The organism is Azospirillum thiophilum (genome assembly GCF_001305595.1).
GTDB classification, from domain to species: Bacteria; Pseudomonadota; Alphaproteobacteria; order Azospirillales; family Azospirillaceae; genus Azospirillum; species Azospirillum thiophilum.
Window position 1 is genome coordinate 50,964 of record NZ_CP012404.1, and the last position, 15,767, is coordinate 66,730.

Consider the following 15,767-nt stretch of genomic DNA (forward strand, 5'->3'; position numbering starts at 1 on the left):
GCAGGAGGCCAATCAATGTGCGTCGGGTGACGTCCAGCCGCCGATATGCGCGTAAACGGCATCCCGCAGCTGCGCGATCTCGCGGTTGAGCTTCCCCAAGGCGGCGGGCGACGCCCCCGAGGCGAGGAGCAAGGTATCGCCCAGGCAACCCGCCCTGGAGCGCAGGGCCACCCCCTTGGCCGTCAGCGACACGATCACCTGCCTCTCGTTGGCCGGGTTGCGCGTGCGATGGATCAGTTCCGCAGCCTCGAGGCGTTTGAGCAGAGGCGTCAGCGTGCTGGATTCAAGCGCAAGCTGCTGGGCGATGTTCCCGACCGTCTGTCCGTCTTCCCGCCACAGGATGTTGAGCACGAGATATTGCGGATAGGTGAGGCCTAGGGCGTCCAGCAGCGGCTTGTAGGCCCGCTGGATGGCGATGCCGGCCGAGTAGATCGCGAAGCAGAGCTGCTCCTCCAGCGGTACCGGCGGCTTGTCCACATCCGACATGGGTTGCTCCCTTCGCAGTGCATCTTCCGCTGACATATATCGCGATAAATTTTCCTGGACAAGAGAGCGCGCCAAGGATACAAACGATTATCGCGATAACAGTTATCGCAATTGAATGGAGGAAAACATGAAGACCATGCTTCAGGCCCTGATCCTGGCCGCTTCGGTCGTCACCCTGCCGCCGTCGGTCTCGCAGGCGCAGCCGACCGGCCAGCACGTCGATCGGGCGGCTGTCAGGAATGTCGTCCTTGTCCATGGCGCCTTTGCCGACGGATCGGGATGGCGGAAGGTCCATGAGGATCTGACCAACCGCGGATACCGGGTCACGATCGTCCAGAATCCGCTCACCTCCCTCGCGGACGATGTGGCGGCCACACGGCGCGCGCTCGACAGGCAGGATGGTCCCGCCGTCCTGGTCGGCCACAGCTGGGGCGGCACCGTCATCACCGAAGCCGGTCTCCATCCCAAGGTGCGTGGGCTGGTCTATGTGTCCGCCCTGTCGCCCGACGCCGGCGAGACCACGGCGCAGCAATATGACGGCTATACGACACCGCCCGAATTCGTCATCGAGAAGAGCGAGGACGGCTTCGGCTTCATCAAGCCCGACAATTTCGCCGCCGGCTTCGCGGCGGATGCGACGAAGGCCGACGTCGATTTCCTGAAGGCGTCGCAGGTTCCGATCAATCTGGCGAGCTTCGGCGTGAAGCTCCAGCATGCCGCCTGGCGGACCAGGCCCAGCTGGGCGGTGATCGCGACGGAGGACAAGGCGTTCGATCAGCGGATGCTCCAGGACATGGCGAAGCGCATCGGCGCGAAGGTCACGAACGTCCCGGCCAGCCATGCCGTCTACTTCACGCAGTCAGAGGTGGTCGCGACGGTGATCGACGAGGCGGCCCAACAGTCGGGCGCGGTCTCGCCGTAGGCACCGGCTTCGTCGGACCGTTCTCTCTGCCTGCCAAAGGGTCCATGCGATGAATCGTTCCGCCCCGGCTGCCGCGTGCTCCTCATCGAAGCGGGCGGCAGCGGCGGGGATGAGGCGGTGCCGAATCCGGCATCATGGCCCACGACTCTCGGCAGTCGGCGCAACCGGGAAGTCCAGGCCGAACCGAACCCGCATCCGGGCGGCCGCGCGCTTCCCGGGGGAGGGGGGACGATCAGGCCTCCCCATCCGCCAGTCCCGCCAGCCCGGCCAGCAGATGCTCGATGAAGGACCGGACCTTCGGCGAGACGTGGCGGGTCGCGGGATAGACGGCATGGATGGCCTCGTCCGTCAGCTCCTGCGCGGTCAGCACCGGCACCAGCCGGCCCGCCTTGATGTCGTCCTCGACGATGAAGTCGCCCAGCCGCACCAGCCCCAGCCCGCCGACGGCGGCATGCCGCAGCATCCACAGATTGTCGGCCTGGAAGCTGCCGTTGGGGCGCAGGGTTTCGCGGACGCCGTCGACCAGGAACTCCCATTCCGGCCGGCCGCTGCCGGTCATCAGCGTCAGGCAGTCGTGGCGGGCGAGGTCGGCCGGCACCTGCGGCGTGCCGTGGCGCTCCAGATAGCCGGGGCTCGCCACCACCCGGCGCCGCATCGACCGCAGCCGCCGGGCGATCAGCGACGAATCGGCCAGCCGGCCGATGCGGACCGCCAGATCGAAGCCTTCGTCCACCAGCCGGACGTTGCGGTCGCTCAGGCTCGCCTCCAGCGTGACGCCGGGATACCGCTTCAGGTAGGAGGGCAGCAGCGGCGCCACCAGCATCTGGCCGAACATCACCGGCAAGGTGATGCGCAACGTCCCGCGCGGCTCCTCGTTCATTTCGGTCAGCGCCTGTTCCGCCTCGTCCAGCGCCGCCAGGATGGCGCGGGCGCGCAGGCAGAAGGTAGCGCCGGCATCGGTCAGCGCGACCCGCCGCGTCGTCCGCGCCAGCAGGCGCGTGCCCAGCCGGTTCTCCATCTGCGCGATGCGCCGGCTGATCGCCGAGGCCGACAGCCCAAGCCGTTCCGCCGCCGCCGACAGGCTGCCGCCGTCCACCACCTCCACCAGCACCGTCAGGTCGTCCAGCCGGTCCATTCTTCCCCTCCGCCGGTTATCGCCGGGCATATTCTTGCATTTCTTGCAAAGATCTTGTGCGCACACCCCCATGTTTTGCAAGCCCGCTCTCCGACAGGATGGCCTTGCTGAACAAGCCGACGGGAAATGCGAGATGCGCCTGCAACGACAACTCCGCAACATTCGTGCGCAGGCCGGAAAGGTCGTGTCGCCGGACGCGGTGGCGATGCTGGACCGGGTCGTCGCCGACCTGAAGGCGCGCGGGGCGGAACTGGGGGCGCTGCGCCCCGGATTGCAGGCCCCCGACTTCGCGCTGCCCGACCAGCAGGGCCGCACCGTCTCGCTGTACGAGACGCTGGCGCGCGGGCCGGTGGTGCTGCTGTTCTACCGCGGCGAATGGTGTCCCTATTGTTGCGCACAGCTCAGGGCCATGCAGCTGGCGCTGCCGCAACTGACCGCCGCCGGCGCGCGGCTGGTCGCGGTGTCGCCGGAGCTGCCGGACCACAGCCTGTCGATGGCGGAGCGCAACGCGCTCGACTTCGACATCCTGTCCGACCGCGGGGCGATGGTGGCGCGCAGCTACGGCCTCGTCTACCGGGTGCCGGACGACATGCGGGACTTCTATCGCGACCGCGGCGTCGATCTCGGCATCCGGCACGGCTGCCCGCCCGGACAGCCCTGGCATCTCTCCATTCCGGCGACCTACCTGCTGGCGCCCAGCGGCATCGTGCGCTTCGCCAGCATCGACGCCGACTACACCCAACGCCCGGAGCCGCAGTCGCTCGTCGACCTGCTGCACGACCGCGTCCCGGCGCACTAGCGCCGGACCTCATGGCGCAACAGCGCCGAACACCCACCCGACAGAGAGGATCGTCGACCCATGACCGCCACGCGCACCAAGACCCTGGCCCTGCTCCCCGTCGCCGGCGCGCTTGCCGGCGCCCTGACCCTGCTGGCCGGCCCGGCCGCGGCGCAGCAGGCCAACATGGAGAAGTGCTACGGCATCTCCAAGGCCGGCGAGAACGGCTGCGCCCACGCCAAGGGCCTGCATTCCTGCGCCGGCAACACCAGCCTGACCTATGACGGCGGCGACTGGAAGCTGGTCAAGGCCGGCACCTGCGCCGCGGAGAACGGCCAGCTGAAGCCGTTCGAGGGCGCCAACCCGAAGAAGAAGGCCTGACGCCATGGCCGCGACGACGCCTCCCCCTGCTGCGGCCCGCGCCGCCGGCCCCGTCCTGGACCGGGCAACTCCGGCTCCGGTCGCGGTTCCGGCCCCGGTTCCGGCCCCGGTTCCGGCCGCGGCCGGCATCGGCCTGCGCGAGCCGCATCGGGAGGCGTTCGTCGCGGCCGGCCTTCCCGCCCCCTGGGTGGAGATCCATTCGGAAAACTACCTGGTGCCGGGCGGCCCCCGGCTGGCCGGGATCGAGCGGGTGCGCCGCGACCGGCCGATCGGCTGCCACGGCGTCGGCCTGTCGCTGGGCAGTGCCGGCGGGCTGGATCCGGACCATCTTCTGCGGCTGCGCGCCCTCTATGCCCGGCTGGAACCGGGGCTGGTCTCCGAACATCTCTCCTGGAGCATCGGGGCAAGTACCGGCCCAGGCGCCAAGGGGGATGCCTATCTGAACGACCTGCTGCCGCTGCCCTACAGCGAGGAGTGCCTGGACCGGGTCTGCCGCAACCTCGACCATGCCCAGGACGCGCTGGGCCACCGCATCCTGGTGGAGAACCCGTCGGCCTACCTCGCCTTCGCCGGCAGCGTGATTCCCGAAGCCGAATTCCTGGCGGAGCTGGTGACCCGCACCGGCTGCGGCCTGCTGCTCGACATCAACAACCTCTATGTCTCGTCGGTCAATCTTGGTTTCGACCGGGCCGGCTGGCTGGACGCCATCCCCGCCGACGCGGTGGGCGAATACCATCTCGCCGGCCATGCCCGCCTGACCGTCGGCGGCGAGGAGCTGCTGATCGACGACCATGGCAGCGCCGTCGGCGACGCCGTCATGGCGCTGTTCGCCGTGGCGCTGGACCGGATCGGTCCGCGCCCGACGCTGATCGAGTGGGACACCGACCTGCCGGAGCTGGACGGGCTGCTGGCCGAGGCGGCACGGGCGCAGCGGCTGCTCGACCCCGCGGTGCGGAGCGGCCGTCATGCCCACTGAGACGCAGGCCACGCTGGCCACGCTGCAACGGGACTTCACCGCCTTCCTGCTGCGGGGCGACCCGGCCGTCGCCGGCGCCCTGCGCCCGGACCTGCCGCCGGGCCGGCTCGCGGTCTACCGCAACACCGTGGTCGGGTCGCTGGCCGACGTGCTGGGCAATGCCCATCCCGCCGCGCGGCGCGCCGTCGGTTGCGACCGCTTCACCGCGCTGGCCACCCGCTTCGTCCTGGAGCATCCGCCGCGGCAACCGATGCTGTGGAGCTACGGCGGCGGCTTCGCCGACTGGCTGGAGCGGAGGGGAGGGGAGGGCGCGCCGCCCTGGCTGCCCGACCTCGCCCGGCTGGACTGGGCGATGCACGAGGCGCTGTTCGCCGCCGATGCCGAACCGCTCGATCCCGGCCGTCTCGCCGCGGTCCCGCCCGAACGGGCCGGGGCGCTGCGGCTGATGCCGCACCCGTCGGTCCGCCTGCTGCGCTCGGACTGGACCGTCCATGCGCTGTGGCGGGACGAGGCCGCGGTTGCCCGGACCGAACCGGAGGCGGTGCTGGTCGGCCGGACCGACGGCGAGGTGCGCTGCGCCCGGCTTTCGGCCGAAGACGGCGTGCTGGCCGCGCACCTCCTGTCCGGCGCCACCCTGGACGAGGCGCTTGCCGAAGCAGCATCGGCGGCCGGGGAGATGGCGGCCGGGGAGATGGCGGCCGGGGAGATGGCGGACGGAGAAATGCCGGACGGCGAGGAGGCCGCCACCGGCCTCCAGTCCCTGCTGGCGCTGCTGCTGCACAACCGATTGCTGGCCGGCTTCGCTCTCGACCACGGGAGCCCGGATGCCGGGCCGGCCGGAGGAGACGAGCCATGATGTCCCTGCCGCCCACCCGGCCCGCTGCTCCACCCTCCGGGCCGGCCGCCGCATGGCCCACGCCGGCCCTGCATGCCGCCCTGCATGCCGGCGGACGGATCGCCGGCTGGCTCGAGCGCCATGCCGCCCCGCTGCTCGACCTCGCGGTCCGGCTGGCGATGGCGCCGATCTTCTTCCGCTCGGGCCTCCAGAAGATCGGCGACTGGCCGTCGACGCTCTTTCTGTTCCAGGAGGAATACCGGGTGCCGGTCCTGCCCGCCGACATCGCCGCGCTGCTGGCCACGGCAACCGAGCTGACCATGCCGGTGCTGCTGGTGCTCGGGCTGGCGACCCGGCTGGCGGCGCTGCCGCTGCTGGCGATGGCGATGGTGATCCAGTTCGTGCTCGGCGCGCAGAATCCGGCCTTCAACAATCCGCAACATTACTTCTGGATGCTCCTGCTCGCCGGCCTGGTCGTCCGCGGCGGCGGCCGGCTGTCGCTCGACCATTGGATCCATCGCAAGGGAGGCGGCCTGTGACCCCATCCGTTTCGACCGCCGCCGGGCACCGGCAGCCCGCCCGGCCAGCCGGGCAACAGCAGACCGCCCGGCCAGCCGGGCACCGGCAGATCGCCCGGCTCGGCTGGCTGCTGTCCGCCGGCCTCATCGCCGTGCTGCTGCTGGTGCTGGCGGTCAGCGTCGTCACCGTGCGCGGGATCGCCCAGGTCGACGAGCGCTGGAACGCCTACGACCTCGGCGCCGCCGCCAAGGCGGACGCGCTGTCCGACCTGCGCGGCGCGCTCGGCTTCGGCGGGGTGATCCACCGCTTCGGCGATTTCCTGCTGACCGGCGACCCGGCCCGCGCCGCCGAGGTGCGGCAGAGCCTGCGCTCGGCCTCGGCCAACCTCGACGTCTACCGCTATGCCGGCGACCTGACCCAGGCGGAAGGCGCTGCGCTCGACACCGTCGCCGCGACGCTGGTGCAGGTGGAGGCCAAGCTGTCGGGAGCGGAAAAGGCGCTGGCCGCCCATGTGCCGCTCGACCGGCTGGCCCGCGACGCGGCGCTCGACACCGCACCGGCGGTCGCCGCCATGCGGACGCTGAACGGCGAGCTGACGCGCGGCCGGGCCGCTCTGGGCGAGGCCAACCGCGACGGCATCGCCGCGCTGAACCTCACCGTGCTGAGCGGCGGCGGGGTGGCGCTGGCGCTGCTGCTGACCATCGCCGGCCTGTTCCTCTGGTTCACCCATCACCGCATCGTCCGCCCGCTGGCCCGGCTGGCCGCGGCGATGCAGCGGCTTGCCGGCGGCGACCTGGAGGGGGAGGTGCCGCTGGCCGGCCGCCGCGACGAGATCGGCGCCATGGCCGGCACCGTCCAGGTGTTCCGCGACGGGCTGGTGCAGCTGCGCGCGGCGGGCGAGCGCGAGCGCGCCGAGGCCGAGCGCGACCGCCGCCGCCAGGAGGAGCTGGAGCGCGGCCTGCGCGCCTTCGAGACGGAGATCGGCACGCTGGCCGGGGCGCTGACCGGACGGGCCGGCACCCTGCGGCGGACGGGGGAGACGCTGGCGCAGTCCTCCGGCCGGACCATCGCCGGCACGCAGGAGGTGTCCGCCGCCGCCGCCCGCACCGCCGACACCGTCCAGGCCGTCGCCGCCGCGACCGAGGAGCTGTCGGCCTCGATCGCCGCGATCGGCCAGCGGGTGCATGGCTCGGTCGACATGGCGACGACCGCCGCCGGGCAGGCCGAACGCTCGTCCGCCACCGTCGCCAGCCTGGCGGAGGCGGTGCAACGGATCGGCGAGGTGGTCGGGCTGATCAACGCCATCGCCAGCCAGACCAACCTCCTGGCGCTGAACGCCACCATCGAGGCGGCAAGGGCGGGGGAGGCCGGCAAGGGCTTCGCCGTGGTGGCGCAGGAGGTCAAGAATCTCGCCAGCCAGACGGCGAAGGCGACCGAGGACATCACCGGCCAGATCGAGACGATCCGCAGCGCCACCGACGGCGCGGTCGGCGCCATCCAGGGGATCGGCGGCAGCCTGGAGCAGGTCTGCCGCATCGCCCGCGAGATCGCCGACGCCGTCACCCAGCAGGACGCGGCGACGCGCGAGATCGCCCGCAACATCCAGGAGACGGCCGGCACCGCCGGTGCGGTCAGCGTCGCCATCGCCGAGGTGGCGCAGGCCGCCGAACAGGCCGGCACGGTTGCGGACGGCATGCTTGCCGCGGCACAATCGCTGGGCGGCGAGACGCAGCGGCTGGAGGCCGCGACGCACCGCCTCTCGGACACCCTGCGGGGGTGAGGAAGGAAACGGCAGCGTGACCGATATCACCAGGGACGACGCCATCGCGGCCGTGGCCGGACCCCCGTCGTCCAGTTCGCCGCCCGCCACTTCACCGCACGCCGCGCTCCCAGATGCGCATGGGCCGTCCGGCAGGCAGGAGGGGCGTCCGCAGGCCCCTCCGGAGTCGCGTCCGGCAGCGCGGGGCCGGCGCTTCAACCTGACCATCGCGCGGTCGTCGCTGCTGCTGACGACGGCGCTGGTGGTCTGTCTGGTGGTGATGCTGGCGGTCGGTGTCCAGCTGGTGCGCGGCATGGAGTCGGTGGCCGACGGCTGGCGCGACTATGATCTCCAGGCCGCCACCCGGTCCGACGCCCTGTCGGAGGTCCGCGGGCATCTCGGTCTCGGCGGCGTCATCGACCGGTTCCAGGAGGGCCGTGCCGCCACCGATCCCGCGGTACGGGCGGAGCTGGAGCGGTCGCTGGATCTCGCCCGCGCCAACCTGGGCATCTACCGCGACATCGCCACGCCGACGGAGGACGAGGCGAAGGCGATCGCCGCCATCGCCGCCTTCCTCGACGCCATCGAGGTGCAGCTCACCGATCCGGCAGGCGCCATCTCCGCCGAGGCCTTCGACGCCTGCCGCCGCGACGCGGTCAAGGGGCTGGCCGCGCTCAACAGCCATCTCAGCCTGCAGCGCGCCCGGCTGACCGCCGCCAACCTGACGGGAATCGAACAGCTTCAGCGGATGATGACGATGGGCGGCGGCATCATCGGCGTGCTGGTGCTCGGGCTGGCGGGGGCGGCGGTGTGGTTCACCCGCAGCCGCATCCTCCGTCCGCTCGGCCGGCTGATGGAGGATGCCCGCCGGCTGGCCCGCCGCGACCTCGACCATCCGTTCCTGTGGACCCGGCATGACGAGCTGGGGCTGCTCGGCCGCAGCCTGGAAGGCAGCCGGGCGGCCTTGCGCAACCTGTTCTTCGCCATCGAGGAGAAGTCCCGCCGCCTGGGCGAGAGCGAGCGCCGCTATGCCATGGCCGCCGCCGCCGCCAATGACGGGCTGTGGGACTGGAATGTCCTCACCGATTCGCTGTACCTGTCGCCCCGGCTGCGCCGGATGCTGCATCTGCCGGAGGGCGGCGCGGACGATCCGGAGGATGCGCCGCCGCCAGCGCCGGGATTCGATCTGGACACCGAACTGGGGCCGGGCGTGGCCCCCTGCCTGGAGCCGCTGCTGGCGCGCATCCATCCCGACGACCGCCGCGCCTTCCTCGCCGCCCTGCGCCAGGGCGAACGGGGGGCCGACGGCACCGTCTTCGAGATCGAGTTCCGGGTGCCCCCGCCCCCGCAGCAGCAGAGCGGCGAGCAAATGGCATCGCCGGGCGGCGAAGAAGCCTGGATCCATCTGCGCGGCATCGTCGCCCGCGGGACGGACGGCCGGCTGGTCCGGCTGGCCGGCTCGGCCGCCGACGTCAGCGACCGCAAGGACTACGAGGCGCGGCTGGTCCATCAGGCCACCCATGATTTCCTGACCGGCCTGCCCAACCGCGCCTTCCTGGTGCGCTGGCTGCATGACCGCCAGTCGGAGGAGCAGCCGGAGAAGCGGGCCGGGCTGGCGCTGCTGTTCCTCGACCTCGACGGCTTCAAGACGATCAACGACAGCCTGGGCCATGCGGTCGGCGACATGGTGCTGATCGCCACGGCCGACCGCATCTCGGCCTTGCTGGCCCCCGGGGAGTTCGTCGCCCGGCTGGGCGGCGACGAGTTCGTCCTGACGGTTCCGGCCGGGCAGGAGGAGGCGATGGCCCGCGCGCAGGCGCTGGAGGCCGCCTTCCAGCGCCCGCTCTGCGTCGGCGGCATGGAATTGCGGGTCGGGCTCAGCATCGGGCTGGCGGTGGATGACGGGACCGGCGGCGATCCCGACCGGCTGTTGCGGGACGCCGACATCGCGCTCTATCGCGCCAAGGAACGCGGCAGGCGCCAGACCGTCCTGTTCGACGCCTCCCTGCGCGAGGCGATCCTGATCCGCAACCGCCTGCAGCAGGATCTGGTGCGGTCGATCGACGACGGCGACATCTTCCTGGTCTACCAGCCGATCGTCACGCTGCCCGAAGGGCGTCTGGTCGGGTTCGAGGCGCTGGTGCGCTGGCGCCATCCCGACCTCGGCCCGATCAGTCCGGCGCAATTCATCCCCATCGCCGAGGAAACCGGCCAGATCCTGCCGCTCGGCCGGCATGTGCTGGAACAGGCGGTGGCGCAGCTCGGCCGCTGGCGGGCGGCGGCGGGCGGCGGCGGGCTGACCGTCAACGTCAACCTGTCGGCCCGCCAGATGTGGGACGAGCGTCATATCGAGGAGTTGCTGGCCATGCTGGCCGACGGCCGGGCGGCCGGGCTGAAGATCGAGGTGACGGAGAGCATGACCGTCACCGACCATGACCAGGCCCGCGCCACGCTGGAGCGCTTCCATGCGCTGGGGGTGCAGCTGTGCATGGATGATTTCGGCACCGGCTATTCCTCGCTGTCGCATCTCAGCCGGCTGCCCTTCGACGTGCTGAAGATCGACAAGAGCTTCATCAGCGCGCTGGGCGGCGATCCGCGGCAGGAATCGCTGCTGCGCGGCATCGTCGAGCTGGCCCACACCATCGGCCTGGACGTGGTGGCCGAGGGGGTGGAGACCGAGGCCGAGCGGGCGGTCGTCACCCGCATCGGCTGCGACTATGCGCAGGGCTACCTGTTCGCCCGCCCCTTGTCGGTCGCCGATGCCGACGCGCTGCTGGCCCGGCAGGCACAGCAAGGGGCCGGCCCGCTCCCGTGAGGTGCGGACCGGCCCCGTTGCCGGCCCCGTTGCCGGCCCCGTTGCCGGTTATCGTGCGCGGACTGCGGCGCGTTACGCCGCGAGGTCGAGGATCGTCCCGGTGGCGGTGCCGATCTGGGTGTTGTCGTGGCTCAGGTGCAGCAGGAAGGTCTCGGTGCCTTCGGTGGCGCCGTCGCCGGTGATGTGGACGCTGACCGTCTTGCTCGTCTCGCCCGGCTGGAAGGTCAGGCTGCCGCTGGCGGCGGCATAGTCCGACCCGGCCTTGGCGGTGCCGTCCGCGGTGGCGTAGTCGATGGTGGTGGCGGTGGTCACCGCGTTCGCCAGCTGGACGGTGAAGACCGCCTGATCGCTGCCCGCCACCGTGCCGGAACTGCCGGAGCCGGCGGCCAGACCGGCCTTGATGACGTTCATCTTGGTCGGGTCGACGGTCTTGTAATCGTCCTGCAGCAGGCCGCCGACGTCACCCGATTCCGGCGTCCAGGCCCAATAGGTCCAGCTCATGCCCTGCTGGCCGGCGGCGATGTCGCTGGTGCCGTCCAGGTTCCAGTCGCCGTTCATGTACTTGATCAGCGCGTTGCCCCAGCTCTGTTCGGCGCTGCTGGTCATGTGGCCGCCGAACTCGCCCAGCAGGACGGGGGCGATGTTGTTCTTGTAGATGTAGCCCCACATGCTGTCGTACTGGGCCGGCAGGTTGTTCGGGAAGTTCGCGTCCTGCAGCCAGGAGAAGTCGAAGACGCTCTGGCCGTAGGCGTGCGGCGAATAGACCAGCTTGTTGGGCACGTCGAACTCGACCGGGTTGTCCTTCACGCCGGCCAGCGTGCTGCTCCACTCCGTGCCCTCGACCAGCATCAGCCAGTCCTTGTTGACCGACTGGATGGCGTTGCCGATGCGCTCGGCCGCCGCGGCCCAGTCGGTGGCCTGGTTGCCGTCGCCCCAGGTGGCGCTGACGCTCGGCTCGTTGTGCAGGTCGGCGCCGATCACCGCGTCGTTGCCGGCATAGCGCTTGGCCAGCGTCTGCCAATGGTCGATCACCGTCGATTCCGGGTTCTTGTCGGTGTACCACAGCCCGTGCTCGTTGGTGCCGGCGCCGCCGTCGTTGCGGTGGTGGTCGAGGATCACCTTCATCCCGGTCTTGCCGGCATAGTCGATGACCTTGTCGTAGACCTCCAGCCGGGTCAGCCCCTTCAGGTCCGGATTCTTGGAATAGTCGATGCCGTTGGTGACGGCGTCGCTCTCGAACATGTCGTCCGACCAGGTCAGGCGGATGACGTTGAAGCCCAGCTCCTTCATGCTGTCGACATGGTTCTGGTAGCTGTCGGCCCACAGGCCGGAGGGCACATAGTTGTAGCCCTCGCCGCCGAACCAGTTCACGCCGGTCAGCCGGACATTGTTGCCGCTCTCGTCGACGATCTGGTTCCCTTCGGTGTGCAGGAAGCCGTTGATCGAGCCGCTGCTCTGGACCATGCCGGGATCGGACACGGTGATGTTGCCGACGGTGACGGCCGGGGTGCTGCCGCCGGTGGAGCCGCCGCTGGTGCCGCTGCCGGCATTGTCCGGCGTGCCGCCGGCGGGGGTGTCGGCGGGGGTGTCGGGCGTGCCGCCGCCGCTGTTGCCGGTCGAGGCATCGAAATGGCCGGCATCCAGCCTGGCGGTCAGCGTGGCGTTCCAGTAGAGATCGGTGGTCGCGCCGATGTCGGTGCCGGTGTCGTCGCGGTGGACCGACATGGCGGCGTCGGTCGCCGCCACGCTCTTGCCGTCGACGGCGACGCTGTGGACATAGAGGTTGCGGTCGGCGCCGTCGACGATGGCGTCGTTGTCGTACTTCACCTGCACCGAATGGGCGGCGCCCTGGGTCAGGCTGGTGGCGAAGCTGAAATCCTTGGCGTCGGTGCTGGTGGCGGTGCCTTCGCCGATCTGCTTGCCGTCGACCAGGACGGTGAAGTGCGCGCCCTCGCCGCCGGCCGCGTTGGCGGCGGCGTTCACGGTGATGACGTTCTGCGCGGTCCCGGCGGCCGGAGCGGCGGGCGCGGCCGGCGCGGCGGCGGGAGTGGTGGCCACGGCGTAATAGTCGGCCGGTGTGCCGAAGGTCAGCGCACCGTCCCACCACATGCCTTCCTGCCCGGCCTGGGTCGGCGCCGGGGCGGCATCGTCATGGCGTTCATAGATGGCGTCGGTCGGCACCAGCCTGTGGCCGTTCACCTCGATCGACTGGACATAGAGATCGCGGTTGGCGCTGTTCACCGTGTCATTGTCGAAGACGACCTGGATCCTGTGCGCCGTGTTCGCCGCGAGGTCGGCGGTGAAGCCGTAGGCCTTCGAGGTGGCGCTGTCCGCATCGGCCGTCCCGATCTCCTGCCCATCCACCAGCAGCTTGAAATTCGGCGCGACGCCGTCCTGGGACTGGCCGTAGGCGTTGACGACGATCCTGCTCGACATGGTGGTCGTGCTCATGACTTTGATCCTAATTTCGTTTCGTTGAAGCCATGCTGGGGTTCCAATGGTTAATGAAACCTTTCCAAATCCGGCTGGCTTTTCCCGAAGCTTGTGGCAAATTTGGCGCGGCGGATCACAGGGTCCGTCAAGGGGCGTGGATCGGGACGAGACACTATATCCCATCTTGGTCACAGGATTCGCCGAACTCTGTCCAGTCTTTCAATGAACGAAACAATCTTCACTTGCCTCTACTATCCATATAAAAGAAAACCATGAAAATATCAAAAGGGTTATTCTTAATGTACACCCCATGTCATCGGCAGATAGTTTCCAAAATACCGCTGAAAGCGACGGATTCATGCCAGAGATATTTGAAATTTCCGGGCCAAAACCGGGCACATGTTCATCGATCGGTGTTACGCCGAAAGGGGGATGATTGGGCGGAATTTCCCCATATGCGCCCGCAAAAACGTTAAGACCGGCGATTGCCCCTTGCTCTCCAGCCCCCGATGAGACGCCATTCTTTACAGATTATATTCCTACTATACGGCCAGCAGAAACCCGGGAGGCGGGGCGGGGACGCCCGCCCCGTCCCGGCCTCAGCGCGCCTCCACCATGCCGATGAACTGCGCCAGCTCCGGCGTGCCCGGCCGGTCGAACAGCGCGGCCGGCGGCCCCTGCTCGATGATGCGGCCGCCATGCATGAAGACCAGGCTGTCGCAGACCTCGCGGGCGAAGCGCATCTCGTGCGTCACCAGGATCAGCGTCATGCCCTCCTCGGCCAGCTTGCGGACGACCGACAGCACCTCGGCGACCAGCTCGGGATCGAGGGCCGAGGTGATCTCGTCGCACAACAGCACCTTGGGCGCCATCGCCAGCGACCGCGCGATGGCGACGCGCTGCTGCTGGCCGCCCGACAGCTGCGAGGGGTAGGCGTCGAACTTGTTGCCCAGCCCGACCTTGGCCAGCGCCGCTTCCGCCGCGGCGCGGGTGGCGGCCTTGTCCTGCTTCTTCACCACCTTCAGCGCCAGCATGACATTCTCGCCGGCGGTCAGGTGGGGGAACAGGTTGAACTGCTGGAACACCATGCCGACCTTCAGCCGCAGCGCCCGCAGGTCGATCTGGCCGGGGTCGACGCATTCGCCGTCCACCTCGATGACGCCGCCGTCGATGCGCTCCAGCCCGTTGATGCTGCGCAGCAGCGTGCTCTTGCCCGAGCCGCTGCGGCCGATCATGGCGACGACCTGTCCCTCCCCGACCGTCATGTCGACGCCCTTCAGCACCTCGACCGGGCCGAAGGACTTGCGGATGCCGGACAGCTTCACCAGGGGCCTGCCGGCAGGCTTCTTAGCGGGCGACATTGAGTTTCCTTTCCAGCGCCTTGGCCGACAGCGACAGCGGGTAGCACAGGGCGAAATAGATCAGCCCGACCAGCCCGTAGACCAGGAAGGGCTGGAAGGTGGCGTTGGTGATCATGGTGCCCGCCTTGGTCACCTCGACGAAGCCGATGATCGACGTCACCGCGGTCCCCTTCACCACCTGGACCGAGAATCCGACGGTCGGCGGCACGGCGATGCGCAGGGCCTGGGGCAGGATGACGTGGCGCATCTGCTCGCCGAAATTCATCGCGAGGCTGGCCGAGGCCTCCCACTGGCCCTTCGGCACCGCCTCGACGCAGCCGCGCCAGATCTCGGCGAGATAGGCGGCGGTGAACAGGGTCAGCGCGACCGCGGCCGAGGTCCAGGCCGAGGTCTCGATGCCGATCAGCGGCAAGGCGAAGAAGACGATGAACAGCTGCATCAAGAGCGGGGTGCCCTGGAACAGCTCGATGAACAGCTTGGCTGCGACGCGCAGCGGCGGCAGCGGCGACACGCGGGCGACCAGCAGCAGCAGCCCGGCGATCCCGCCCGAGACGAAGGCGATCGCCGACAGCAGCACCGTCCAGCGCGCCGCCAGCAGCAGGTTGGACAGGATGTCCCACAGGGTGAACTCAAGCACGCGACACCCCCTTGGCGAACATCCGCTCGCCGAGCCGGCTCAGGATCCAACGCAGGGCCACCGCCAGCAGCAGATACAGCGCGGTCGCCAGGAAATAGACCTCGAAGGGCCGGAAGTTGCGGGACTGGATGAAGTTGGCGGCGAAGCTCAGCTCCTCCGCCGCGATCTGCGAGCAGACCGACGAGCCCAGCATGACGATCACCACCTGGCTGGTCAGCGCCGGCCAGATCTTGCCCAGCGCCGGGCCCAGCACGACGTAGCGGAAGATCTGCGGCCCGGTCATGCCCAGGCTGGCCCCGGCCTCGATCTGGCCCTTGGGCGTCGCCTCGATGCCGGCGCGGATGATCTCGGTCGAATAGGCGCCGAGATTGATCACCATCGCCAGCACCGCCGCCTGCCATTCGGCCAGCCGGATGCCGAGCGACGGCAGCCCGAAGAAGATGAAGAACAGCTGCACCAGGAAGGGGGTGTTGCGGATCAGCTCGACATAGGCGCCGACGACCAGCGCCAGCGGCTTCACCGTGGACGTCCGCGCCGCCGCCCCGCCGATGCCGAGCGCGACGCCCAGCACCGTGCTGACGGCGGTGAGTACGACCGTGGTCGCCACCCCGTTCACCAGCACGGGCGTATAGTCCAACAGGGACGAGAAATCGAAACTATAGGCCATGGGCGATGTCCGTCGGTGGTGTGCCCCCTCCCGCGATACCGGAATAATCCCCTCTCCCCCCCG

The 15,767-nt window shown here is 69.7% G+C and carries 14 protein-coding genes; 8 read left to right on the forward strand and 6 right to left on the reverse strand.

All coding sequences use genetic code 11. The features are described from left to right. Window positions 1–12: 12 nt before the first annotated feature. Window positions 13–486 carry a MarR family winged helix-turn-helix transcriptional regulator gene (locus AL072_RS23125; protein ID WP_045583743.1) on the reverse strand — a complete coding sequence of 158 codons (474 nt, stop codon included), beginning with the start codon at window positions 484–486 and terminating at the stop codon, window positions 13–15. Window positions 487–613: 127 nt separating this feature from the next. Between AL072_RS23125 and AL072_RS23130 the strand changes: the two genes are divergently transcribed. After that, window positions 614–1,408 carry an alpha/beta fold hydrolase gene (locus tag AL072_RS23130; protein ID WP_200909922.1) on the forward strand — a complete coding sequence of 265 codons (795 nt, stop codon included), beginning with the start codon at window positions 614–616 and terminating at the stop codon, window positions 1,406–1,408. A 232-nt stretch (window positions 1,409–1,640) separates the two neighbouring features. Here the strand turns inward: AL072_RS23130 and AL072_RS23135 are convergent, their stop codons facing one another. After that, window positions 1,641–2,543, reverse strand: a complete 903-nt coding sequence (locus AL072_RS23135; RefSeq protein ID WP_045583741.1) for a LysR family transcriptional regulator — start codon at window positions 2,541–2,543, stop codon at window positions 1,641–1,643. Between the two features lie 133 nt (window positions 2,544–2,676). Here AL072_RS23135 and AL072_RS23140 point away from each other — a divergent pair, with 133 nt between their 5' ends. From AL072_RS23140 to AL072_RS23170, 7 genes are read left to right on the forward strand one after another with little or no spacing between them, the layout of a single operon-like run. After that, window positions 2,677–3,342 (forward strand): peroxiredoxin-like family protein, encoded by a 666-nt coding sequence (locus AL072_RS23140; RefSeq protein WP_045583740.1) that lies wholly within the window; start codon window positions 2,677–2,679, stop codon window positions 3,340–3,342. A gap of 60 nt (window positions 3,343–3,402) precedes the next feature. Continuing rightward, on the forward strand, window positions 3,403–3,702 hold the full coding sequence (locus AL072_RS23145) for a BufA1 family periplasmic bufferin-type metallophore (RefSeq protein ID WP_045583739.1): 300 nt from the start codon (window positions 3,403–3,405) through the stop codon (window positions 3,700–3,702). Between the two features lie 4 nt (window positions 3,703–3,706). Continuing rightward, the gene (gene bufB / locus AL072_RS23150; protein WP_052710182.1) at window positions 3,707–4,678 is read left to right on the forward strand and encodes an MNIO family bufferin maturase; all 972 of its coding nucleotides are present in this window, start codon (window positions 3,707–3,709) and stop codon (window positions 4,676–4,678) included. Continuing rightward, on the forward strand, window positions 4,668–5,534 hold the full coding sequence (locus tag AL072_RS23155) for an HvfC/BufC N-terminal domain-containing protein (RefSeq protein WP_052710181.1): 867 nt from the start codon (window positions 4,668–4,670) through the stop codon (window positions 5,532–5,534). The genes bufB and AL072_RS23155 overlap by 11 nt, the downstream gene beginning before the upstream one ends. Next, a complete protein-coding gene (locus AL072_RS23160; RefSeq protein ID WP_052710180.1) occupies window positions 5,531–6,052 on the forward strand; it encodes a DoxX family protein in 522 nt (173 codons plus the stop codon). Before AL072_RS23155 ends, AL072_RS23160 begins: the two co-directional genes overlap by 4 nt. Next, window positions 6,049–7,812: a methyl-accepting chemotaxis protein gene (locus tag AL072_RS36035; protein WP_052710179.1), complete on the forward strand. Its 1,764-nt coding sequence runs from the start codon at window positions 6,049–6,051 to the stop codon at window positions 7,810–7,812. The genes AL072_RS23160 and AL072_RS36035 overlap by 4 nt, the downstream gene beginning before the upstream one ends. Window positions 7,813–7,828: 16 nt before the next feature. After that, window positions 7,829–10,606: a GGDEF domain-containing phosphodiesterase gene (locus AL072_RS23170; RefSeq protein WP_052710178.1), complete on the forward strand. Its 2,778-nt coding sequence runs from the start codon at window positions 7,829–7,831 to the stop codon at window positions 10,604–10,606. A 72-nt stretch (window positions 10,607–10,678) separates the two neighbouring features. On the opposite strand, the gene AL072_RS23175 is transcribed toward AL072_RS23170, so the two are convergent. From AL072_RS23175 to AL072_RS23190, 4 genes are all read right to left on the reverse strand, one after another. Further along, window positions 10,679–13,057, reverse strand: a complete 2,379-nt coding sequence (locus AL072_RS23175; RefSeq protein WP_045583738.1) for a cellulase family glycosylhydrolase — start codon at window positions 13,055–13,057, stop codon at window positions 10,679–10,681. A 581-nt stretch (window positions 13,058–13,638) separates the two neighbouring features. Continuing rightward, a complete protein-coding gene (locus AL072_RS23180; protein WP_045583737.1) occupies window positions 13,639–14,400 on the reverse strand; it encodes an amino acid ABC transporter ATP-binding protein in 762 nt (253 codons plus the stop codon). Further along, complete coding sequence (locus tag AL072_RS23185) at window positions 14,387–15,037, reverse strand: amino acid ABC transporter permease (protein WP_045583736.1); 651 nt, start codon at window positions 15,035–15,037, stop codon at window positions 14,387–14,389. Before AL072_RS23185 ends, AL072_RS23180 begins: the two co-directional genes overlap by 14 nt. Then, window positions 15,030–15,704 carry an amino acid ABC transporter permease gene (locus AL072_RS23190; RefSeq protein ID WP_045583735.1) on the reverse strand — a complete coding sequence of 225 codons (675 nt, stop codon included), beginning with the start codon at window positions 15,702–15,704 and terminating at the stop codon, window positions 15,030–15,032. The genes AL072_RS23185 and AL072_RS23190 overlap by 8 nt, the downstream gene beginning before the upstream one ends. Window positions 15,705–15,767 lie beyond the last annotated feature (63 nt).

What these genes read in the sequence shown, in the direction of transcription:
- AL072_RS23135 (WP_045583741.1), bottom strand. Translation starts at nt 2,543, where the DNA reads ATGGACCGGCTGGACGACCTGACGGTGCTGGTGGAGGTGGTGGACGGC.
- AL072_RS23180 (WP_045583737.1), bottom strand. Translation starts at nt 14,400, where the DNA reads ATGTCGCCCGCTAAGAAGCCTGCCGGCAGGCCCCTGGTGAAGCTGTCC.
- AL072_RS23125 (WP_045583743.1), bottom strand. Translation starts at nt 486, where the DNA reads ATGTCGGATGTGGACAAGCCGCCGGTACCGCTGGAGGAGCAGCTCTGC.
- AL072_RS23160 (WP_052710180.1), top strand. Translation starts at nt 5,531, where the DNA reads ATGATGTCCCTGCCGCCCACCCGGCCCGCTGCTCCACCCTCCGGGCCG.
- AL072_RS23130 (WP_200909922.1), top strand. Translation starts at nt 614, where the DNA reads ATGAAGACCATGCTTCAGGCCCTGATCCTGGCCGCTTCGGTCGTCACC.
- AL072_RS23190 (WP_045583735.1), bottom strand. Translation starts at nt 15,704, where the DNA reads ATGGCCTATAGTTTCGATTTCTCGTCCCTGTTGGACTATACGCCCGTG.
- AL072_RS23175 (WP_045583738.1), bottom strand. Translation starts at nt 13,057, where the DNA reads ATGAGCACGACCACCATGTCGAGCAGGATCGTCGTCAACGCCTACGGC.
- AL072_RS23145 (WP_045583739.1), top strand. Translation starts at nt 3,403, where the DNA reads ATGACCGCCACGCGCACCAAGACCCTGGCCCTGCTCCCCGTCGCCGGC.
- AL072_RS23155 (WP_052710181.1), top strand. Translation starts at nt 4,668, where the DNA reads ATGCCCACTGAGACGCAGGCCACGCTGGCCACGCTGCAACGGGACTTC.
- AL072_RS23140 (WP_045583740.1), top strand. Translation starts at nt 2,677, where the DNA reads ATGCGCCTGCAACGACAACTCCGCAACATTCGTGCGCAGGCCGGAAAG.
- bufB (WP_052710182.1), top strand. Translation starts at nt 3,707, where the DNA reads ATGGCCGCGACGACGCCTCCCCCTGCTGCGGCCCGCGCCGCCGGCCCC.